The sequence below is a fragment of the Lysobacter enzymogenes genome (genome assembly GCF_017355525.1).
Classification (GTDB): domain Bacteria; phylum Pseudomonadota; class Gammaproteobacteria; order Xanthomonadales; family Xanthomonadaceae; genus Lysobacter; species Lysobacter enzymogenes_C.
Window position 1 is genome coordinate 5,852,608 of the sequence record NZ_CP067395.1, and the last position, 20,623, is coordinate 5,873,230.

Sequence of the window (20,623 nt, forward strand, 5' to 3'; positions counted from 1 at the left end):
CGGGCCGCCGGGGAACCGGCACAGGAGCGGCGCGCCCGGGACGGCACGGTCGGCAACCAGGATCGACGGACGCGGCCCGCCAGGCGGATCGGTCCGCCGGGATCGGCACCATCTAGAGCAAACGGGGATTCAAGCTCATGAAGCGCAATCAACGCGGCATCACTCTGCTGGGTTTCATCATCACGCTGGCCGTGGTCGGCGTGTTCGCCTACGTCGGCATGAAGCTGGTGCCGATGTACACCGAGTTCTATTCGGTCAAGCGTTCGCTCGCCGATCTGGCCAAGGAGCCGGGCGCGGGCAGCATGGATCCGGCCAAGGCGCGCGACCTGTTCTTCCGCCGCATGGACATGAGCTATGTCGAGAGCGTGAAGCCGGAGAACTTCAAGATCCAGCGCAGCGACCGCGGCATGGAAATCACCGTGACCTACGACGTGCGCCGTCCGTTGATCGCCAACCTGGACGTGATCGGCCATTTCCAGACCAAGCAGGCGATGACCACGAAAGAAGGTGACTGATCCCATCTCCCATCGCTTCGCCACTCCGGCCTTGCTGGAGCAAGCGCTGACCCATCGCAGCGCCGGCGCTCCGCACAACGAGCGCCTGGAGTTCCTCGGCGACGCGTTGGTGAACCTGATCGTGGCCGAAGCGCTGTACCAGCGCTGGCCGCAGGCCGACGAGGGCGCGCTGACCCGCGCCCGGGCCGAACTGGTGCGCGAATCGGCGCTGGCGCCGATCGCGCGCTCGCTCGAGCTGGGCGCGCGCCTGACCCTGGGGCCCGGCGAGATGAAATCCGGCGGCCACCGCCGCGATTCGATCCTGGCCGACGCCCTGGAAGCCGTGGTCGGCGCGATCTATCTCGACGCCGGCTTCGAAACCTGCCGCGCGCAGGTGCTGCCGTGGTTCCTGCCGGCGATGGACGCGCTGCCGCCGGCGCACAAGGTCGGCAAAGACGCCAAGACCCGCCTGCAGGAATGGCTGCAGGGCCGGCAGAAGCCGCTGCCGGTGTATGCGCTGCTGGCAGAAAGCGGCGAGGACCACGCCAAGACCTTCCGGGTCAGCTGCAGCATCGGCCAGCCGGCGCTGAGCGCCGAAGGCGAGGCCGGTTCGCGCCGCGCGGCCGAGCAGTTGGCGGCTGAGGAGTTGCTGCGTTTGCTCAAGGCGGACGATTGAAGGGCGAGGTTGAGGATCGGTAAGCGTATGAGGCCCGCCGGTTGCGGGCCTTTTTGTTTGCGGTGGTCGGGGTTCGGAAAGGGCTTGCAACTTTGGTTTGCAGACGGGATTGAGGGCCTGGAAAGGCTCGGCGGCTTTGCCGCGGGCCGAGCCAAGCCTGGAAGGTTGCGGCACCCTCGTGCCGTCATCCCCGCGAAAGCGGGGACCCAGGGCGTCACCGAGGCATGGCTCTGAAGTCTCTGGATCCCCGCCTTCGCGGGGATGACGGTGGCCGCAGCGCCGCGGCTCGTAGCCTCGACCGCCTCCTGCCTCCTGCCTCCTGCCTCCCGCCTCCCGCCTCCCGCCCCCAATCCCCAATCCCCAATCCCCAATCCCCAACATTTGCCGTCCCCGCCGCCCCAGCGGACAATTCCCCCCATGACCTCCACTCCGCACCGCGCCGGCTACGTCGCCGTCCTCGGCCGACCCAACGTCGGCAAATCCACCCTGACCAACGCCCTCGTCGGCGCCAAGGTCAGCATCGTCTCGCCGCGCCCGCAGACCACGCGCCACCGGCTGCTCGGCATCGCCACCTTTCCCGAAGGCCAGTTGCTGCTGGTCGACACCCCCGGCATCCACCGCGAACAGAAGCGGGCGATGAACCGGATGATGAACCGCGCCGCGCGCGGCTCGCTCGAAGGCGTCGACGCCGCGCTGCTGGTCGTGCGCGCCGGCCAATGGGACGACGAGGACACGCTCGCCTACGACGCCTTGCGCGGCGCCGGCGTGCCGGTGGTGCTGGTGGTCAACCAGGTCGACCGCATCGCCGACAAGACCAAGCTGCTGCCGTATCTGGCCTCGATCACCGAAGGCCGCGAATTCGCCGGCGTGCACCCGATCTCCGCGCTCAAGCGCAGCGGGCTGGAAGCGCTGGTCAAGACCTTGCTGGCGCTGCTGCCCGAGCAGCCCCCGCTGTACGGCGAGGACGAGATCACCGACAAGAGCCAGCGCTTCCTCGCCGGCGAGATGGTGCGCGAACAGCTCATGCGCCAGCTCGGCGAAGAACTGCCGTACGCGACCACGGTCGAGATCGAACGCTTCGAAGTCGACGGCGCGATGCTGCGCATCGGCGCGGTGATCTGGGTCGAGCGCGACGGCCAGAAGGCCATCGTCATCGGCAAGGCCGGCGCGCGCCTGCGCGAAATCGGCTCCAAGTCGCGCGTGCAGATGGAGCGCCTGTTCGGCTCCAAGGTGTTCCTGGAAACCTGGGTGCGGGTGCGCGAAGGCTGGTCCGACGACGAAGCGGCGCTGCGCCAGCTCGGTTACGAATGAGCTCGGGAACAGGGAAATAACGGGAAAGAAGGGCGCGGGGAATGGCGGGTGCCGCGCTGATGAGGCGCGAGCCGATGCCAGGCTCCGTATCCGAAGCATCCTCCCGACCGCCGCGCGCCCACCGTTCCCCAACCCCCTCTTTCCCTTCTTCCCCGCTCCTAAGCGCCATGCGCCTCACCGCGGAACCCGCCTACATCCTGCACGTCCGGCCGTGGCGCGAGACCAGCGTGCTGATCGAAGCGCTGAGCGCCGCGCACGGGCGGATCGGGCTGGTCGCGCGCGGCGTGCAGGGGCCGAAGAAGCAGGTGCTGCGCGCGGCCTTGCAGCCGTTCCAGCACGTGCGCCTGGACGCGTTGCTGCGCGGCGAACTGGCGCGGCTGAACACCGCCGAGGCGATCGACGCGGCGCCGCGCCTGCTCGGCGACGCCGCGCTGGCCGGCTTCTACATCAACGAACTGCTGCTGCGGCTGGTGCCGCGCGGCGATCCGTTCGAGGAACTGTACGAACTCTACGGCCGCACTCGCGCGCGCCTGGACGGGCCGCATCTGGCCTGGACCTTGCGCCGGTTCGAACGCGACTTGCTCGATGCATTGGGCTCGGGCTTCGACTGGAGCGCGGACGCCGACGGCGCGCCGATCGATCCGGCCGCGCGTTACCGGCTCGATCCGGAGCAGGGCGCGCGGCGCCTGCTCAGCGACCGCGGCCACGGCGAACGCAGCGCCGCGGCGACCGGGCGCGCCTTGCTCGCGCTGGCCGAAGACCGGCTGCCCGAATCCAGCGACCTGCCGGGCCTGCGCCATGCCTTGCGCGCGGTGCTGACCCACCATCTCGGGCCGCGCGGTCTGAAATCGTGGGAAATGATGGCGGAGCTGGCGCGGGTGTCGCGGCCGGATCCGGCGCGCGACGACGGCGGCTGATCCGCGGCGCCGATCGCATCGCGCGACGGCGCAGGGCGCAAACGGCGCGGCGTCGCGATCGCGCCGGCGGCAGGACTCAACCGGCCTGTTCGACCGTTTCCTGCGCCGCGCGTTCGAAGCGTTGCAGTTCCTGCGCCGAATCCGGCTGCGTCTGCAAGGCCTGCACCGCCAGCGCCAGCCGCGCGGCGCCGACGAAACCGCAACTGGCGCGCAGCTTGTGCAATTCGCCGCGCACCGCGTCCAGGTTGCCGAGCTGGGCCGCGGCCAGGATCGAGCGCCGCGCGTTCGGCAGTTCCTGCACGAACAGACCGCGCAGGGTCGCGATGTGCGCGCGGTTGCCGTTGAGCGCGCGCGCCGCGGTGTCGTCGTCCCACACCGGCGCGGCCGCTTCGTCGGCGGGCGCGGCGACCGCGGGCAGGTCGTGTTCGGGCAGGCCCAGAAGGCGCCGGATCGCGCAGCGCACCGCGGCGGCCGGCAGCGGCTTGACCAGCACGTCGGAGAAGCCCGAGGCGATCAGGCGCTCGCGCACTTCGCTCTCGCCGGTGGCGGTGTGCGCCAACGCGGGCGTGGCCGGGTGCGAGCGGCGCAGGCGTTCGAGCAGGTCGATGCCGCTGCCGTCGGGCAGGTGCGCATCGAACAGCCACAACTGGTAATCGGTGGAGGCGCTCAGCGCCATCGCCGCGGCCAAGCTGTCGGCGCCGTCGACCTGGGCCGGCACGGCTTCCACCGCCGCGGTCAGAAAAGCGCGGCTGGTCGGATCGTCCTCGACCAACAACACGCGTGGGACCTGGGAATTCTTCATTGCCGGTTCGCTTCCGCCCGCTATCCTGCTTCCATGCTGCGGACCATGTTACGCCTACTGATGGGGTTGTCGCTGCCCATGCTGTGGGTGGTGCCGCTGTGGGCATGGCCGGGGCAGAGTGAGGCGCGCACGCTGAACGCCAGGATCGCCCGGGTCGCCACCGCGGTGGCCAGTCTGGAGCAGGTGCAGGTGCGGCTGGCCTGGCCCGACGGCGCGGCCGAAGGCGAACTGCAGCTGCAGGCCGCGCGGATCGTCGCGCCGGAGTTGGGCTACCGTTTCCAGGACGTGGCCTGGCGCTGCCCGCTGCGCCGCGATGGCCGCGGCGGCTGGCGCTGCGAGGGCGAACTGCGCGGTCAGGGCGGGGCGCCGCTGCGGCTGGCGCTCGAGCTCGGCCCGGCCAGCACCGACGCGCGCCTGAGCCGCGGCGCCAGCGCGATCGCGTTGCAGCGCGCCGCCGCGACCCCCGACCTGACCCGGATCGACCTGACCCGAGTGCCCTTGGCCTGGACCCAGGCCCTGGCCGCGCAGGCCTGGAGCGCCGGCCGGATCAAGTCCGGCACCCTCGACGGCCGCCTCGACATCGCCGCGCCGGCGCACGCGCCGCTGCGCATCGGCGGCGACCTGCGCGTGGCCGGCGCCGGTTTCGACACCCCCGACGGCCTGATCGCCGGCGAGAAACTCGGCGCGGCGCTGCGCGTGGACAGCGAGCTCGGCGCCACGACGCGGGTGCGCCTGGGCGGGCGCCTGCTCGACGGCGAGATGCTGTTCGGCAACGCCTACATCGCCTTGCAGGGCAAGCCGGTGGAACTCGAGGTGCAGGCCGAAAGCGCGTCCGGCCAGGGCTGGCGGCTGCCGCGCATCGTCTGGCGCGACCCCGGCGCGCTGAACGCCAGCGGCAGCGCTAGCGTCGACGCGCTCGACCTGCAACTCGACAGCCCCGACCTGGCGCCGCTGCGCGAGCGCTATCTGAGCGGCTTCCTCGGCCTGGCCGGGTTGGCCAAGCTGGAACTGTCCGGCGGCGTGGACGCGCAGCTGAGCCTGCGCGGCGGCGACCTGTCGCAGGCGCGCGCACAACTGCGCGAGGTGCGCCTGCGCGACGAGCAAGGACGTTTCCGCTTCGACGGCCTCGACGGCAGCCTCGCTTACTCCGACGCCGCGCCGCGCGAGAGCGAACTGAGCTGGCGCAGCGGCGCGCTGTACGGGCTCGAATTCGGCGCCACCCGCCTGCCGTTTTCCAGCGACAACGGCGAGTTCCGCCTGCAGCGCGCGATCTCGTTCCCGATGCTCGGCGGCCGCGTCGGCGCCGACAATCTTCGGCTGCGTCCGCCGGCCGGCGGCAAGGGGCTGGACCTGCGCTTCGGCCTGAATCTCGACAAGCTCGACGTCGCCCAATTGTCCAAGGCGCTGGACTGGCCGGCGTTCACCGGCGAACTCAGCGGCCGCATTCCGCAGGCGCATTACGCCGACGAACGCCTGGAACTCGACGGCGGCCTGGCGATGCAATTGTTCGGCGGCACGGTCGAGGTGTCGTCGCTGGCGATGGAGCGTCCGTTCGGGGTCGCGCCGACGCTGAGCTCGGATCTGGCCTTGCGCGACATCGACCTGGAATCGCTGACCGGCGTGTTCGGTTTCGGCAGCATCACCGGGCGCTTGTACGGCCGCATCGAACAACTGCGTCTGGTCGACTGGCAGCCGACCGCGTTCGACGCCGAACTGCATACCGAAAAAACCCGCGGCGTGCGCCAGCGCATCAGCCAGCGCGCGGTGCAGGACCTGTCGAGCGTCGGCGACAGCTCCTTCGTCGGCAGCCTGCAGGACAAGCTGATCGGTTTCTTCGACGACTTCGGTTACGCGCGCCTGGGCATCTCCTGCAAGCTCGCCGACGAGGTCTGCCTGATGGGCGGGCTCGGCGCGGCCAAGGCCGGCCCCGACGGCCGGCCGGGCTTCACCATCGTCGGCGGCGCCGGCGTGCCGCACCTGGACGTGGTCGGCTACAACCACCGCGTCGATTGGCCGACGCTGCTGGAGCGCATGGAGGCGGTCGGCAAGGGCGACGTCAAGCCGGTGGTGAAATGAGGCCGACCCGGTCATGAAGGCGATGCCGGAATGAAGCCCGTGTAGCCTTGTCGTTCAACGGCGCCGTGGTTCAATGGCGCCCATTCGTTGACTGCCGCGGACGGACCCGCGGCCCGCCGCGCCGGACGCGCACAACCAGAAGGATTCGCACATGCGCCGTTGGATGGGAGTACCGGTCGCCGCCGTGATGTTGACGGCTTGCGTGACCATCAACGTCTACTTCCCGGCCGCCGAGGCCAAGGAAGCCGCCAAGGAATTCGTCGAGAAGGTCATCGGCGACACGCCGGCGGCGCAGCCCAAGGCGCAGCCGTCGGAAGCCGGCAAGCCCGGCGGCAGCGCGTCGGTCGAGCGCCCGTCGCTGCAATGGGGCCAGCTCGCCAGCCGCATCGACTGGTGGTCGGTGGCCGGCATCGGCAGCGCCCGCGCGCAGTCGCCGGACATCTCGATCAAGACCCCGGCGATCCAGGCGATCCAGTCGCGCATGGCCCAGCGCTTCGATTCGCAGCTGCGCGCGCAGTTCGATTCCGGCGCGCTCGGCTTCGCCAGCAACGGCACGGTCAGCGTGCGCGACGCGGCCAAGATCCCGCTGTCCGACCGGGTCGGGGTGAATCAGGCGGTGGCCGACCAGAACCGCGATTCCAACGCGGTCTACAAGGAAATCGCGGTCGCCAACAACCATCCCGAATGGGAAGGCCAGATCCGCCAGGTGTTCTCGCGCCAGTGGATCGAGAGCGCGAAGGGCGGCTGGTGGTACCAGGACGCGGGCGGGGCCTGGAAGCAGAAGTGATGCGGACGCGGTGCCGGGGCCAGCGCCCCGGCACGGGTTCAGGCAAAAGCCCGCCGGATGGCGGGCTTTTGCGTTGCGGGCGCGGGTTTTGCCGCAACCGGCCCCGGTTTTCGCTGCCGCCGATCCGGCCCCCGGGGCCTGCGGCCGCGAATCTGCGACAATAGCCGGCCGTTTCCCCCCGCCAGCCGCTGTGGCCCGCCTCGATCAGACTCCCTTCGAAATCGCCATAACCGATTTCACCCACGACGGCCGCGGCGTCGGCCGCCGCCCCGATCCCAAGACTCCCGACAGCGCCGGCAAGGCCGTGTTCGTCAGCGGCGCGCTGCCCGGCGAACGGGTCATGGCCAAGCAGACCGCGCGCTCGCGCAGTTTCGACGAAGCCATCGCCGTGCAGGTGCTGGACGCTTCGCCGGACCGGGTCGATCCGCGCTGCGCGCACTTCGGCACCTGCGGCGGCTGCGCATTGCAGCATCTGGCCGAAGACAAGCAGATCCTGGCCAAGCAGCGCGTGCTGATGGAGAACTTCGAGCGCATCGGCCACGTCATGCCCGAACGGGTGCTGCCGGCACTCAGCGATTCGGCCTGGGGCTATCGGCGCAAGGGCCGGTTCTCGGTGCGCCGGGTCGAGAAGAAGGACAAGACCCTGGTCGGTTTCCGCGAGAACGATCCGCGCTTCGTCGCCGACATCGCGCGCTGCGAAACCGTGATTCCGGCCATCGGCGACAAGGTCGCCGCGCTGGCCGCGCTGGTCGAGAGCATGGACGGGCGCCGCGAGATTCCGCAGATCGAGTTCATCGGCGGCGACCGCATGAGCGACCACAGCGGCATCGCGCTGACCTTCCGCCATCTGGCGCCGCTGTCCGACGGCGACCGCGGCAAGCTCGCCGCGTTCGGCCGCGAGCACGAGTTCGCGATCTTCCTGCAGCCCGGCGGCGTCGACACCGTGCACCCGCTGTGGCCGGCCGATCCGCAGTTGCAGTTCTCGCTGCCGGACTGGGATTTGCGTTTGAAGTTCCGTCCGCTGGATTTCATCCAGGTCAACGCCTCGCTCAACGGCCGCATGATCCAGCACGCGCTGGACCTGCTCGACCCGCAGCCGCAGGACCGCGTGCTCGACCTGTTCGCCGGTCTGGGCAACTTCACCCTGCCGCTGGCGCGGCGCGTGCGCGAAGTGGTCGGCGTGGAAGGCGAGGCCGGTCTGGTCAAGCGCGCGCGGGAGAACGCCGAGCTCAACGGTCTGGCCAATGCGCAGTTCTATGCCGCCGACCTCGGCAAGGATCTCAGCGGCGAGCGCTGGATGCGCGAAGGCTTCGACCGCCTGCTGCTGGATCCGCCGCGTTCGGGCGCCGATTTCGTGCTGACCCAGCTGCCGCTGAAGCAGTTCAAGCGCATCGTCTACGTGAGCTGCCATCCGGCCTCGCTGGCGCGCGATGCGGGCTATCTGGTGCGCGAGAAGGGCTGGAAGATGCGCGCGGCGGGGGTCATGGACATGTTCCCGCACACCGGGCACGTGGAATCGATCGCGATGTTCGAGCGCTGAAGGCGGCGCGAGGCGGGTCGTTCTCGACCGGGCTGAAGACAGCGCGGGCGATGGTTGCGGCGGCTGCGCGCGGACCTTGGATGCGAGTGGTTTTATTTTTCGAGGAATTCCCGTGGGTATCGAGATCGAACGCAAATTCCTGGTGACCGGCGATGGCTGGCGCGAAGCCGCGCACAAGGTCGTGCCGATGGCGCAGGGCTATCTCAACGATCTGGCGGCGATGGACGCCGGCGCGATGAAGGCCTCGGTGCGCGTGCGCATCGCCGGCGACGAGGCCTTCCTCAACCTCAAGTCGCGCGAGCTCGGCCACACCCGCCAGGAGTTCGATTATCCGATCCCGGTCGACGACGCGCGCGGCCTGCTGGCGCTGTGCGTCGGCGGCTTGGTCGACAAGCGCCGCCATTACGTCGAGCACGCCGGGTTCCTGTGGGAAGTCGACGAATTCCTCGGCGACAACGCCGGGCTGGTGGTGGCCGAGATCGAGCTGCCGAGCGCCGACGCGGCGTTCGACAAGCCCGCCTGGGCCGGGCGCGAGGTGACCGAGTCGGTGCGCTATTACAACCTGGCGCTGTCGACCCGGCCGTTCGCGCAATGGAACCCGGCCGAGCGCGACGGCGAAGCCTGATCCGCGGGCGCGAGGTTCCGGCGGCCCGGTCCCGGCGCCTGAACCGCGCGGATGCCCCGCCGCCGCATCTGCGCGACAATGCCCCCGGCGCCGACCGCGCCGCAATCCTCCTCACAGGAGTTCCCGCATGCTCGTGATCGGCGTCGCCGGTACCGAACTCAACGAACAGGAGCGCGACTGGCTGCAACACGAAGCCTGCGCCGGCGTGATCCTGTTCGCCCGCAACTTCGCCTCGCGCGCCCAGGTCGCCGAGCTCTCGCAGGCGGTCCGCGAGGCCGCGCCGCGCCCGCAGCTGATCTGCGTGGACCAGGAAGGCGGCCGCGTGCAGCGCTTCCGCGAGGGCTACAGCGCGCTGCCGCCGCTGCAACTGCTCGGCAAGCTCTACGCCCAGGACCGCGAGGCCGCGCTGAAGCTGGCCGAGGAACACGCGCAGCTGATGGCCGGCGAAGTGCAGGCCAGCGGCGTCGACCTGAGCTTCGCGCCGGTGGTCGACCTGGGCCGCGGCAACCTCGCCATCGGCAACCGCGCCTTCGACGCCGATCCGCAGGTGGTCGCCGAGTTCACCCGCGCCTACATCCGCGGCATGCACGCGCGCGGCATGGCCGCCACGCTCAAGCATTTCCCCGGCCACGGCTCGGTGCTGGCCGACACCCATTTCGACCAGGCCGCCGATCCGCGCAGCCTCGACGAGCTGCGCCGCACCGACCTGATCCCGTTCGCGGCCGGCATCGACGCCAAGGCCGACGCGGTGATGATGGCGCACGTGTCGTATCCGGCGGTGGCGCCGGAACCGGCCGGCTATTCGCGGCTGTGGATCGAAGACATCCTGCGCAAAGAGATGGGCTTCCGCGGCGTGGTCTTCAGCGACGACATCGGCATGGCCGCGGCGTTCTCGGTCGGCGGCGTGCGCGCGCGCATCGACGCCCACCTCGACGCCGGCTGCGACGTGGTGCTGGTCTGTCATCCGCAGTTGGTAGAAGAGTCGCTGCAAGCGGTCGCCGGCCGGCCGCTCAACACCGCCGCGCTGCTGGGCCTGATCGGCCGCGGCGCGATGGGCTGGGACGGCCTGATCGCCGACGCCCGCTATACCGACTCCCGTACCCGTTTGGAAGGACTGGCTTGATGAGCAACCACGACCTGGCCGCCGCGTTGGAAAACGCCGACCTGATCTTCGACCGCCGCCAGCTCGAGCGCGAGATCGCGCGCATGGCCGTGCGCATCCGCAACGACTACGCCGGCGCGCGTCCGGTCTACCTGACCGTCATGCACGGCGGCCTGCCGTTCGCCGCGCAACTGGCGATGGAGCTCGGCCAGCGCGGCCTGGACCTGGAATTCGACTACCTGCACGCGACCCGCTACCGCGGCGCGACCACCGGCGCCGACCTGGTGTGGAAGCACCGTCCGGCCACGCCGCTGCGCGGGCGCCGGGTGCTGCTGGCCGACGACATCGTCGACGAAGGCCATACCCTGCACGCGATCCGCGAATGGTGTTTCGAGCAGGGCGCCGCGGAAGTGCGCATCGCCGCGCTGGCGGTGAAGGCGCACGACCGCTGCGTCGAAGGCCTGCACGCGGACTACGTCGGCGTCGAAGTGCCCGACCGCTACGTGTTCGGCTACGGCATGGACTTCCACGAGCAGGGCCGCAACCTGCCGGCGATCTACGCGCTGCGCTGAACGCTTCAGCCGCGAAGCGCGACCCAGGTCGCCGCGCGCCCGCAGTTCCCCAACCCCCATTCCCGCTGTCCTTCGCCCCCATGACCCAACCCATCGACCTCGCCGTCATCGGCGGCACCGGCCTCTACCGCATCGCCGAACTGCAGGACGTCGAATCGCACCAGCCGGTCACCCGCTACGGCGCGCCGTCGGGCCCGGTCCGCGTCGGCACGCTCGGCGGCCGCCGCATCGCGTTCCTGGCGCGTCACGGCGAAGGCCATTCGCTGCCGCCGCACCAGATCAACTACCGCGCCAATCTGGCCGCGTTGCAGGCGCTCGGCGCGAGCCGCGTGCTCGCGCTCAATACGGTCGGCGGCATCACCGAACGGTTCGGGCCGCGCGTGCTCGGCTGTCCGGATCAGCTGATCGACTACACCTGGGGCCGCATCTCGACGATCTGCGAAGAGCCGGGCACCGAAGTGCTGCACGTCGATTTCGGCGAGCCCTACACCCGCACGCTGCGCGCGGCGGTGCTGGCCGCGGCGCAGCGCGCCGGCGTGGCGCTGGTCGACGGCGGTTGCTACGGCGCGACCCAAGGCCCGCGGCTGGAAACCCGCGCCGAAATCGCGCGCATGCGCCGCGACGGTTGCGATCTGGTCGGCATGACCGGCATGCCCGAAGCCGGGCTGGCGCGCGAACTGGGCCTGGAGTACGCGTGTCTGGCGATCGTCGCCAACTGGGCGGCCGGCGCCGGTCCCGATCCGGACGAGGTCATCACCTTGCAGGACGTGCTCGACAACGTCGCCGCGGCGTCGTCGGGTCTGCCGGCGTTGCTCGGCGCGTTGCTCGATGCGGGCTGAGTGACCGGGTTCGCATAAATGCGAATCCGTGCGCGGAATGTGGCCGGAAATTTCCTCGAATCACGTGTCCGATGCCGTCACGTCGAACCGTTGTCATCCCTTGGCACAGTTTGCATACTCGGCGGTGCGTCATACGCCACGCGGCGGCGACGCACGTCAACGCATCCAGCATGAGGTCAATAAGGATATGCAGTACGGCACCGTGAAGTGGTTCAACGACGCCAAGGGCTTCGGTTTCATTTCTCCCGAAGATGGCAGCGCGGATGTATTCGTGCATTTCTCCGCGATCAACGCCAAGGGCTTCCGCAGCCTGCAGGAAGGCCAGCGCGTCAGCTACCAGCTGACCCAGGGCCCGAAGGGCGCGCAGGCCTCGGAAGTCACTCCGCAGGCTTGACCGATCGCATTGCCCGCCGCGCGGGCTTCGGCGTATCGCCTTACCGTTCCACATGGACAGGTTCGTTTCGGACAGGTTCGTCGGACAGTTTCCAAGGCCTCGCTTCGGCGGGGCCTTTTCTTTTGCGGCGGAGCCTGCGCCGCCTCGCGCTTTTCCTTGCAGGCCTCCAAGCCCCGGAGCTCTTGTGGGAGGGGCTTCAGGCCCGACGCTTCCCGGCCCGATCGCGCTGTTAAGCCGGTATGGAAGCGCCGCTCTAATCCCTCGGGTCTAGAATCGCGAAGGTTCCCCGCAGGAGCACCGCGCCACATGGACACGCCCGCTACGCTGCCGCCGTTCGCCACCCATACGGTCGACAATCAGCCGTCGCCGTTCGCGCCGCGCGATCTGTGGAGCGACGACGCCGCGCTGCGCGAGGCGGTCGAGCGCGAAGGCGGCGGCGCCTTCGCCGCGCGCCTGCAGCGCTACGGCGCGTTCGCCGGCGACGAACTGCTGGCGCTGAGCGTCGACGCGCACCGCGACAAGCCGCGCCTGCGCAGCCACGACGCGTCCGGCCGGCGCATCGACAAGGTCGAGTTCCATCCGCACTACCACGCGATCATGGGCGCGGCGATCGAGCACGGCGTCGCCGGCCTGTCCTGGCACGAGCCGGTGCCGGGCGCGCACGTGGCGCGCGCGGCGCTGAGCTATCTGCACCATCAATCCGAGCCGGGCAGCAGCTGCCCGCTGACCATGACCCACGCCAGCGTGCCGGTGCTGCGCCACGCGCCGGCGCTGGCCGACTGGATGCGCAAGGCCGCCGCGCCGCATTACGACGGCCGCGACGTCGCTTTCGCCGACAAGGCCGGCCTGACCCTCGGCATGGGCATGACCGAGAAGCAGGGCGGCTCGGACGTGCGCGCCAACCGCACCGTCGCCACCCCGATCGTCGGCCAGAATGCGGGCGGCGACGAGTACGAACTGGTCGGGCACAAGTGGTTCTTCTCCGCGCCGATGTCCGACGGCTTCCTGGTGCTGGCGCAGGCGCCCGGCGGCCTGAGCTGCTTCCTTTTGCCGCGCTGGCATCCGCACGGCGGCAAGAACGCGCTGCGGCTGATGCGGCTCAAGGACAAGCTCGGCGACTGGTCCAACGCCTCGTCGGAAGTCGAATTCCACAACGCCTGGGCGCAGCGGATCGGCGAGGAAGGGCGCGGGGTGGCGACCATCCTCGAGATGGTGATGCTGACCCGGCTCGACTGCATGCTCGGCTCGGCCGCGGAAATGCGCATGGCGCTGAGCCAGGCGCTGCACCACACCCGCCACCGCCGCGCGTTCGGCAAGCCGCTGGCCGAGCAGGCGCTGATGCGCAACGTGCTGGCCGATCTGGCGCTGGAATCGGAAGCCGCCACCGCGCTGGCGCTGCGCGTGGCCGGCGCCATCGACCGCGCGCCGCGCGACCCGCGCGAGGCCGCGTTCGCGCGCGTCGCCACCGCGATCGGCAAGTACTGGATCTGCAAGCGCGCGCCGGCGTTCGTCAACGAGGCGCAGGAATGCCTCGGCGGCGCGGGCTATGTCGAAGAATCGCTGCTGCCGCGGCTGTACCGGCAGGCGCCGCTGAATTCGATCTGGGAAGGCAGCGGCAACATCCAGTGCCTCGACGTGCTGCGCGCGCTGGCGCGCGAGCCCGACGCGGGCCAGGCCTTGCTGGCCGAGCTCGACGCCGCGCGCGGGCGCGACGCCGCGTTCGACGCGACTGTCGAACGCATCGCGCAGGCGCTGGCCACGGCCGCGCCGTTGCCGGAAGCGCAGATGCGCAGCTGGGTCGAACGGCTGGCGCTGGCGCTGCAGGCGGCGCTGCTGCTGCGCGCCGGCAGCCCGGTCGCGGCCGCGTTCTGCCGCAGCCGCCTCGGCGGCGCGCACGGGCTGGGCTTCGGCACCTTGCCGGACGACCTGGACTTCGTCGCCCTCGCCGAGCGCGGAGTGCCGGTTTGAACGCGCGCGTCCGCGCCGTCGCGCTGGCCCTGCTGCTGGCCTGCACCGCGCCGGCGCCGGCGCGCACGCCGCCGGCGATGGCGGCCCAGGCGCAGCAGGCCGATTTCATCCAGGTCGACAAATCCGAGCGGCGCATGCAACTGCTGCGCGGCGGCAAGGTCCTTCGTACTTACAAGATCCTGCTCGGCGACGCGCCCAAGGGCCACAAGCGCCAGCAGGGCGACGAGCGCACGCCGGAAGGCGAATACCGCATCAGCGGGCGCAACCAGAACAGCCGCTTCCACCTGTCGTTGCGCGTGTCGTATCCGAACGCGTACGACCAGAAGCAGGCGCGCGCGCGCGGGGTCGATCCGGGCGGCGACATCATGATCCACGGCGGCACGCCGCCGGGCTATTGGCGCGACTGGACCGACGGGTGCATCGCGTTGACCGACCGCGAGATCGAGGAAGTCTGGAGCCTGGTCCCGACCGGCACGCCGATCCGCATCGATCCTTGACGCGCGCGCAGCCCGGACCGCGCTCCAGGCCGGCGGTCGCATCGATTCGTATCGACGATTGAGATGCGCGCGGTGCACACTCCTGCGACCGTTCGACATCGGAGCCGTTGGGCATGGGCATGACCTGGAGCGCCACCGCTATGGACCCGGCGCGCGCCGCCGCGCTGTTGCAGCGTTCGGAGCGGATCGAAGCCGCCTTGTACGAACGCGAGGACGCGCGCGGCGGCCAGGACGCCTATCTCGACAAGGCCTGGCATGCGATCCATTTCGTGCTGACCGGTTCGGCCTGGGCCGGCGAGGCGCCGTGGGCGTGGGCGGTGTTCGGCGGCACACCGGTCGGCGGCGACGAGGCCGATGCCGACTGGCGCCATCTGCCGGCCGAACAGGTGCGCGAGGTCGCGCAGGCGCTGGCGCAGCTGCCGCCGGCCGCGTTCGCCGCGCGCTACGACGCGCAGGCGCTGGCCGATGCGCAGATCTATCCGGACGTGATCTGGCTGCGCGACGGCGACGAGGCCAAGGACTACGTGCTGGATTACTACGCGCAGTTGAGCGGGTTCTACGCCGCCGCGGCGCAGCGCGGGGACGATGTGTTCGCGACGATCGGTTGAGGCGCGCGGCGACGTTCGGACACTGCTTGCGCGAATGTCGGGGGTGCGTCGGTGCGGCGCGGCCCGCTCGGCGCGTCGATTTTGCCTGCGGGCGCGCTGTCGACCGTTCGGCGCGGCCGTTCGACGCAGCGATCCCGTGCATCGGCACGGCGCCGGTCGCTCAGCGCAGTTGTTCGGCGTAACGATCCTGCACATGCCGGCTGATGTAGGTGCTCAGGCCGCGCCCGGCCTGCGCCAGTTCGAGCATGCGCGCGATCGCCGCGGCGCCGGCGCTGGCCTGGGTATACAGATAGACCGAGCCGTCGACGAACTCGACCGCGATCGCGCCCGGGCCGGGCTGGTAGGCGCGCACGCCGGAACGTCCGCTCAGGTTGCGATAAGGCTGCATGGGTTCGTGAGTTGTCTGAATGCGCGCGACCGCCGTCGTTCGCTCGCAGCGCCGATACCGTCGGCGCGCCGCTGGTCGCGTGCCGCGCGCGCAGGGCCTCAGCTTGCCGCGAATGGGTGTAAGTTCGGGTGAGGCGGCACGCACGCCGCCGCGGGAGGCGCGCCATGCGTGGTTCACGTAAATCCCAGGCCCTGGCCCTGCTGGCCCTGGCGGCGGTGCCGCCGCCGGCGCACGGTTCGGACTTTTCCTTCGCCTTGCTGTGGCTCGGCCGCGGCGCCGGCTGGTTGGCGCTGGCCGCGTTGACGGTGTGGTTGTGGGCGCAGGTCGAGGCGCGGCGCGGCTCGTAGCGTTGCCCAGTCGAAGCGGCGGCCGACGCTGCGATTCGGCGATTGCGATGGCGACCGCACTGGCTGCCGCGACGGCGGCAGCGAAAGCGCTGATGTCGGCGTCGATGCCGCGCTCGCTGGCGCATCTTTCAGCCGTCATTGCCGCGAATGCGGGAATCCGGGGCGTCGCCGCGACACGACTCTGAAGTCTCTGGATTCCCGCGTTCGCGGGAATGACGGCTTGTGGGTTTCGCGGGAATGGCGGCTTATGGGTTTCGGGGTATCTGTCGATTGGCAGGGCAGCGATTCTTTCCGGTCGTCATCCCCGCGAACGCGGGGATCCAGAGACTTCAGCGTCATGCTCCGACGAATCGGCCGCGTAGCGCGCTGAGGAACACTGCATATTCGGCGTGCTCGCGCTTCGCCGCATGGCGCATCCAAATACACGAACAAACACACTTGAACCTGTGCGCTGCAATGCAACAGCGAATGCCCGCCTCTGCGCGCATTCGCGCGAACGCCCGCTCAGCTTGCGCAATGCGCCGCCGAATGCGCGTTCTTGTGACACCGCTCGAACTGCGCGTGTGACCCGCCCACGCGCCAGCGTCTTGCGCGAACGCCGCACATCTTTTTAGCTGACACGGCCCCGCGAAGCCGCGCCAAAGGACAGCGCCGCGCTTCGCCGCACACGGGCCGCCGTTCGCGACGGCGTTCGCGAAGCCGACCGGCTTCATCTTCGATCCCATGAAAGAGTCCCTCAGGAGTTCTTCGCATGTACGTATCGAACTACCGTTCGCGCCGGACCGCGCGCGTTTCCGCTTCCTGCCTCGTCGCCGCGCTGGCGGCGATGTCCTGCGGCGCCGCGCTGGCGGCCGAACAGGTCGATCCGCAGTTGAAGTTCGCGATGCAGCGCGATCTGGGCATCTTCCCGACCCAGCTGCCGCAGTACCTGCACACCGAAAAACTCGCCCGCACCCAGGCCGCGGCGATCGAGCGCGAATTCGGCGCGCAGTTCGCCGGCCAGTGGATCGAGCGCAACGAAGACGGCAGCTTCAAGCTCGTCGCCGCGACTTCGGGCGCGCGCAAGTCGACCACGCTGGGCGGGGTGGAAGTGCGCAACGTGCGCTACAGCCTCAAGCAACTGCAAGGCGCGATGCAGCAGCTCGATGCCCACGCCAACGCGCGGGTCAAGGGCATCGCCAAGCCGCTCGACGGCGTGCAGAGCTGGTACGTGGATCCGCGCAGCAACGCGGTGGTGGTCAAAGTCGACGACGGCGCGACGGAAGCCGGCGTCGACTTCGTCGCCCTCAGCGGCGCCGACAGCGCGCAGGTGCGGATCGAATCCTCGCCGGGCAAGCTGCAGACCACGGCCAACATCGTCGGCGGCATCGAATACTCGATCAACAACGCCTCGCTGTGCTCGGTCGGCTTCTCGGTCACCCGCGGCGCGACCAAGGGCTTCGTCACCGCCGGCCACTGCGGCAACGTCAACGCGACCGCACGCATCGGCGGCGCGGTGGTCGGCACCTTCGCCGGCCGCGTGTTCCCCGGCAACGACCGCGCCTGGGTCAGCCTGACCAGCGCCCAGACCCTGTTGCCGCGCGTCGCCAACGGCAGCAGCTACGTCACCGTGCGCGGCAGCGCCGAAGCCGCGGTCGGCGCGGCGGTGTGCCGTTCCGGCCGCACCACCGGCTACCAGTGCGGCACCATCACCGCCAAGAACGTCACCGCCAACTACGCCGAAGGCGCGGTGCGCGGGCTGACCCAGGGCAACGCCTGCATGGGCCGCGGCGATTCGGGCGGCTCGTGGATCACCAGCGCCGGCCAGGCACAGGGCGTGATGTCCGGCGGCAACGTCCAGTCCAACGGCAACAACTGCGGCATCCCGGCCTCGCAGCGCAGCAGCCTGTTCGAGCGCCTGAGCCCGATCCTGAGCCAGTACGGGCTGAGCCTGGTCACCGGCTGAGTTCGCGGGAATCGGCGGCGCCGCGCCTGCAGCGCCGCGGATGCGAACGCCCCGCCTTGCGCGGGGCGTTCGTTTCTAGCGATGGCGTGCGCTTGCGCGCGCGCTCACCATTGCGGGCCGAACGGCAGTTCTTCGGCTTCCCACGCCGCGCGGCTGGTCGGCGCGCTCTCGCGCAGGTTGCGCGTGGCCCGTGCGTCGAACTTGAGCGTTACCTTCGCGCGTTCGCCGGGCGCGTCGGGCCGGTAGCCGCTGCGGTGCTCCAGATCGCCGCTGAGCGACTTGCCGCTGAGCCGGCCGTCGAAGCGGAACAGGTCGCGGCTGGGCCGGCCGTCGGGGCCGGAGTCGCGGCTGTATTCCTGGCCGATGGTGAGCTTGGCGCGGAACGACAGCGCGCCGCTGGCGGCGTCGTAGCGCAGATCCTGCAGGCGCCCGCGCGGCGTGTCGCCGTCCAGGCCTTGCGCGGAATAGAACAGGCCGAACAGCGCGCCGTTCTGGCGATACAGCTCGACGCTGTAGCCGTAGGCGTGCGGGTCTTCGCTGTGGCCGATGCGGACGTCGCTGTAGTGGCCGACCGCTTCGACTGCGGAAGCGGGCGCGGCGGCCGGGGCCGGCGCCGCTGCGGCGGACCAGGCGAAACAAAGCCAGAGGGCGAGCGTACGGTTCAAGGCGATGGCTCCTGCGCGAATGCGGTGCTGTGGCGGGCGATCGAACCTGCGGCCTCGCGCGCGGACAGGCCGAACGCGCGCGCCAGCGCCGCGTAGAGGTGCGACTGCCCGCGCCGCTGCGCGTGCAGTTCGCCCTTGGCCCGATCCAGGCTCAGGCCCGATTCGATCAGCGCCGACGGGCGCGCGACGCTGTCGTCCATCGGTTCGTTTCTGTCGATGAGCACGTCCGTGGCTCCTTGGAAGCCGATTCGCTCCGGCGCGTCTTCAATCCAGGAACTGCAGCTTGGCCAGCTCCGCATACAACCCGCCCTGCGCCAGCAATTCCTCGTGCGTGCCCTCGGCGACGATGCGGCCGCGGTCCATGACCACGATCCGGTCGGCCTTGAGCACGGTCGCCAGACGATGCGCGATCACCAGGGTGGTGCGGCCGCGCATCAGCGCTTCCAGCGCCTGCTGCACGGCGCGTTCGCTCTGCGCGTCGAGCGCGCTGGTGGCTTCGTCGAGCAGCAGGATCGGCGCGTCCTTGAGCAGGGCGCGGGCGATGACGATGCGCTGTTGCTGGCCGCCGGACAGGCGCGCGCCGCGTTCGCCGAGTTCGGTCGACAGGCCTTGCGGCAAGTCCTGGATGAAATCGCCGGCGTGCGCCGCGCGCACCGCCTGGTCGATGTCGGCGTCGCTGGCCTCGAGCCGGCCGTAGCGGATGTTGTCGCGCGCGGTGGTGGCGAAGATGGTCGGCTGCTGCGGCACCAGCGCGATCGCGCCGCGCAGCTGCGGCAGGTCGGCTTCGCGCACGTCGACGCCGTCGACCCGCACCGCGCCGTGCTGCGGGTCGTGGAAGCGCAGCAGGATCGAGAACACGGTGCTCTTGCCGGCGCCGGACGGGCCGACCAGGGCGACGGTCTCGCCGGGCTTCACTTGCAGGCTGAAGTCCTGCAGCGCCGGCAGGTCGGGGCGCTGCGGGTAGTGGAAACCGACGCGGTCGAACACGATCTCGCCGCGCACCGGCTGCGGCAGCGCGCGCGGCTGCGCCGGCAGCGCGACCGCGCTGCGCTCGGCCAGCAGTTCGCCGATCCGGCCCATGCCGCCGGCGGCGCGCTGCAGATCGTTCCAGACTTCGGCCAGCGCGCCGATCGAACCGCCGCCGATCAGCGCGTACAGCACGAACTGGGCGAGGGTGCCGGCGGTCAGGCGGCCGGCGACGACGTCGTGCGCGCCCGACCACAGCACCAGGGTGATCGCGCCGAACACCAGGGTGATGGCGATCGCGGTGACCCAGGCCTGGGCGCGGATGCGTTTGCGCGCGGTCTTGATCGCGACCTGCAGCGAGGCGCTGAAGCGGCCTTGTTCGTAAGGCTCGCGCGCGTGCGCCTGGACCGTGCGCACCGCGCCGAGGGTTTCGCTGGCCAGGGTGTTGGCGTCGGCGACGCGGTCCTGGCTGGAGCGCGAGATGCGTTGCAGGCGGCGGCCGCCGGCGACGATCGGCAGCACCGCGAGCGGAATGCCGACCAGGGCGTACGCGGCCAGCCGCGGGCTGGTCACGAACAGCATGCCGAGGCTGCCGGCGAAGGTGACGAGACTGCGCAGCGCCACCGACATGCTCGAACCGACCACGCTGCGCAGCAGTTCGGCGTCGGCGGTCAGGCGCGAGACCAGTTCGCCGCTGCGGTTGCGGTCGTGGAAGCCGGCGTCGAGCGCGATCAGGTGGCGGTACAACTGCTCGCGCAGGTCGGCGACGACTTTCTCGCCGAGCACCGCCACGAAGTAGAAGCGCGCCGCGGTCGCCAGGGCCAGGGCGATGGCGACCGCGAACAGCAGCAGGAAGGCCTGATCGATCGCGCCGCTGCCGCCGCCGCTCGCGCTTTGGGCGAAGCCCTGGTCGATCATGGTCTTGAACGCGACCGGCAGGGTCAGGGTGACCGCGCTGGAGGCGGCCAGCGCGAACAGCCAGGCGACGAACAGGCCGCGGTACTTGTGCACGAACGGCCACAGGATGCGCAGGGCGCCGATCGGGGCCTTGTCGCGGTTGGGAGCGGCCTGGGAGCCGGCGCTGGCGTCGGTCATCGGGTCTTC

At 70.5% G+C, this 20,623-nt stretch carries 23 protein-coding genes; 18 read left to right on the plus strand and 5 right to left on the minus strand.

Annotation, left to right across the window (positions count from 1 at the left end; all coding sequences use genetic code 11):
- Positions 1-137: 137 nt before the first annotated feature.
- From JHW38_RS24865 to recO, 4 genes are all read left to right on the plus strand, one after another.
- Entirely contained in the window at positions 138-515 is a 378-nt protein-coding gene (locus JHW38_RS24865; RefSeq protein ID WP_207523935.1) for a DUF4845 domain-containing protein, read from the plus strand.
- Positions 508-1,170, plus strand: coding sequence for a ribonuclease III (gene rnc, locus JHW38_RS24870; RefSeq protein WP_207523936.1), 663 nt, complete (start codon positions 508-510; stop codon positions 1,168-1,170). The genes JHW38_RS24865 and rnc overlap by 8 nt, the downstream gene beginning before the upstream one ends.
- A gap of 417 nt (positions 1,171-1,587) precedes the next feature.
- Positions 1,588-2,481, plus strand: a complete 894-nt coding sequence (gene era / locus JHW38_RS24875; protein ID WP_207523937.1) for a GTPase Era — start codon at positions 1,588-1,590, stop codon at positions 2,479-2,481.
- A gap of 167 nt (positions 2,482-2,648) precedes the next feature.
- Positions 2,649-3,398 (plus strand): DNA repair protein RecO, encoded by a 750-nt coding sequence (gene recO, locus JHW38_RS24880; protein ID WP_207523938.1) that lies wholly within the window; start codon positions 2,649-2,651, stop codon positions 3,396-3,398.
- Between the two features lie 76 nt (positions 3,399-3,474).
- Here recO and JHW38_RS24885 read toward each other — a convergent pair whose 3' ends face one another.
- Positions 3,475-4,200, minus strand: a complete 726-nt coding sequence (locus JHW38_RS24885) for a hybrid sensor histidine kinase/response regulator (RefSeq protein ID WP_207523939.1) — start codon at positions 4,198-4,200, stop codon at positions 3,475-3,477.
- A 45-nt stretch (positions 4,201-4,245) separates the two neighbouring features.
- On the opposite strand from JHW38_RS24885, the gene JHW38_RS24890 reads away from it, so the two are divergent.
- The 11 genes from JHW38_RS24890 to JHW38_RS24940 all read left to right on the plus strand — a co-directional run bounded on the left by JHW38_RS24890 (position 4,246) and on the right by JHW38_RS24940 (position 15,208).
- Positions 4,246-6,276 carry a hypothetical protein gene (locus tag JHW38_RS24890; RefSeq protein WP_207523940.1) on the plus strand — a complete coding sequence of 677 codons (2,031 nt, stop codon included), beginning with the start codon at positions 4,246-4,248 and terminating at the stop codon, positions 6,274-6,276.
- A 151-nt stretch (positions 6,277-6,427) separates the two neighbouring features.
- A complete protein-coding gene (locus JHW38_RS24895; protein WP_207523941.1) occupies positions 6,428-7,063 on the plus strand; it encodes a DUF1318 domain-containing protein in 636 nt (211 codons plus the stop codon).
- Between the two features lie 190 nt (positions 7,064-7,253).
- Positions 7,254-8,603: a 23S rRNA (uracil(1939)-C(5))-methyltransferase RlmD gene (gene rlmD, locus JHW38_RS24900; RefSeq protein ID WP_207523942.1), complete on the plus strand. Its 1,350-nt coding sequence runs from the start codon at positions 7,254-7,256 to the stop codon at positions 8,601-8,603.
- Positions 8,604-8,715: 112 nt separating this feature from the next.
- Entirely contained in the window at positions 8,716-9,228 is a 513-nt protein-coding gene (locus tag JHW38_RS24905) for a CYTH domain-containing protein (protein ID WP_207523943.1), read from the plus strand.
- Positions 9,229-9,355: 127 nt separating this feature from the next.
- Positions 9,356-10,351, plus strand: a complete 996-nt coding sequence (nagZ, locus tag JHW38_RS24910; RefSeq protein ID WP_207523944.1) for a beta-N-acetylhexosaminidase — start codon at positions 9,356-9,358, stop codon at positions 10,349-10,351.
- The gene (locus JHW38_RS24915) at positions 10,351-10,902 is read left to right on the plus strand and encodes a hypoxanthine-guanine phosphoribosyltransferase (RefSeq protein ID WP_207523945.1); all 552 of its coding nucleotides are present in this window, start codon (positions 10,351-10,353) and stop codon (positions 10,900-10,902) included. Before nagZ ends, JHW38_RS24915 begins: the two co-directional genes overlap by 1 nt.
- 80 nt (positions 10,903-10,982) lie before the next feature.
- Positions 10,983-11,741: an S-methyl-5'-thioinosine phosphorylase gene (locus JHW38_RS24920; protein ID WP_207523946.1), complete on the plus strand. Its 759-nt coding sequence runs from the start codon at positions 10,983-10,985 to the stop codon at positions 11,739-11,741.
- A gap of 187 nt (positions 11,742-11,928) precedes the next feature.
- Positions 11,929-12,135 (plus strand): cold-shock protein, encoded by a 207-nt coding sequence (locus JHW38_RS24925; protein ID WP_057947005.1) that lies wholly within the window; start codon positions 11,929-11,931, stop codon positions 12,133-12,135.
- Positions 12,136-12,441: 306 nt separating this feature from the next.
- The gene (locus JHW38_RS24930) at positions 12,442-14,103 is read left to right on the plus strand and encodes an acyl-CoA dehydrogenase family protein (RefSeq protein WP_207523947.1); all 1,662 of its coding nucleotides are present in this window, start codon (positions 12,442-12,444) and stop codon (positions 14,101-14,103) included.
- Complete coding sequence (locus tag JHW38_RS24935; RefSeq protein WP_207523948.1) at positions 14,100-14,600, plus strand: L,D-transpeptidase family protein; 501 nt, start codon at positions 14,100-14,102, stop codon at positions 14,598-14,600. Before JHW38_RS24930 ends, JHW38_RS24935 begins: the two co-directional genes overlap by 4 nt.
- 113 nt (positions 14,601-14,713) lie before the next feature.
- Entirely contained in the window at positions 14,714-15,208 is a 495-nt protein-coding gene (locus JHW38_RS24940) for a YfbM family protein (protein WP_207523949.1), read from the plus strand.
- Between the two features lie 160 nt (positions 15,209-15,368).
- Here JHW38_RS24940 and JHW38_RS24945 read toward each other — a convergent pair whose 3' ends face one another.
- Entirely contained in the window at positions 15,369-15,596 is a 228-nt protein-coding gene (locus JHW38_RS24945; protein ID WP_207523950.1) for a hypothetical protein, read from the minus strand.
- Positions 15,597-15,760: 164 nt separating this feature from the next.
- Between JHW38_RS24945 and JHW38_RS24950 the strand changes: the two genes are divergently transcribed.
- The 3 genes from JHW38_RS24950 to JHW38_RS24960 all read left to right on the plus strand — a co-directional run bounded on the left by JHW38_RS24950 (position 15,761) and on the right by JHW38_RS24960 (position 17,888).
- Positions 15,761-15,943, plus strand: a complete 183-nt coding sequence (locus JHW38_RS24950) for a hypothetical protein (RefSeq protein WP_207523951.1) — start codon at positions 15,761-15,763, stop codon at positions 15,941-15,943.
- Between the two features lie 47 nt (positions 15,944-15,990).
- Complete coding sequence (locus JHW38_RS24955; protein WP_207523952.1) at positions 15,991-16,128, plus strand: hypothetical protein; 138 nt, start codon at positions 15,991-15,993, stop codon at positions 16,126-16,128.
- A 566-nt stretch (positions 16,129-16,694) separates the two neighbouring features.
- Positions 16,695-17,888: a S1 family peptidase gene (locus JHW38_RS24960; protein WP_207523953.1), complete on the plus strand. Its 1,194-nt coding sequence runs from the start codon at positions 16,695-16,697 to the stop codon at positions 17,886-17,888.
- Between the two features lie 104 nt (positions 17,889-17,992).
- Here the strand turns inward: JHW38_RS24960 and JHW38_RS24965 are convergent, their stop codons facing one another.
- From JHW38_RS24965 to JHW38_RS24975, 3 genes are read right to left on the minus strand one after another with little or no spacing between them, the layout of a single operon-like run.
- The gene (locus JHW38_RS24965) at positions 17,993-18,553 is read right to left on the minus strand and encodes a hypothetical protein (protein WP_207523954.1); all 561 of its coding nucleotides are present in this window, start codon (positions 18,551-18,553) and stop codon (positions 17,993-17,995) included.
- On the minus strand, positions 18,550-18,777 hold the full coding sequence (locus JHW38_RS24970) for a hypothetical protein (RefSeq protein WP_207523955.1): 228 nt from the start codon (positions 18,775-18,777) through the stop codon (positions 18,550-18,552). Before JHW38_RS24970 ends, JHW38_RS24965 begins: the two co-directional genes overlap by 4 nt.
- Before the next feature lie 40 nt (positions 18,778-18,817).
- Complete coding sequence (locus JHW38_RS24975) at positions 18,818-20,614, minus strand: ABC transporter transmembrane domain-containing protein (protein ID WP_207523956.1); 1,797 nt, start codon at positions 20,612-20,614, stop codon at positions 18,818-18,820.
- Positions 20,615-20,623: the final 9 nt, after the last annotated feature.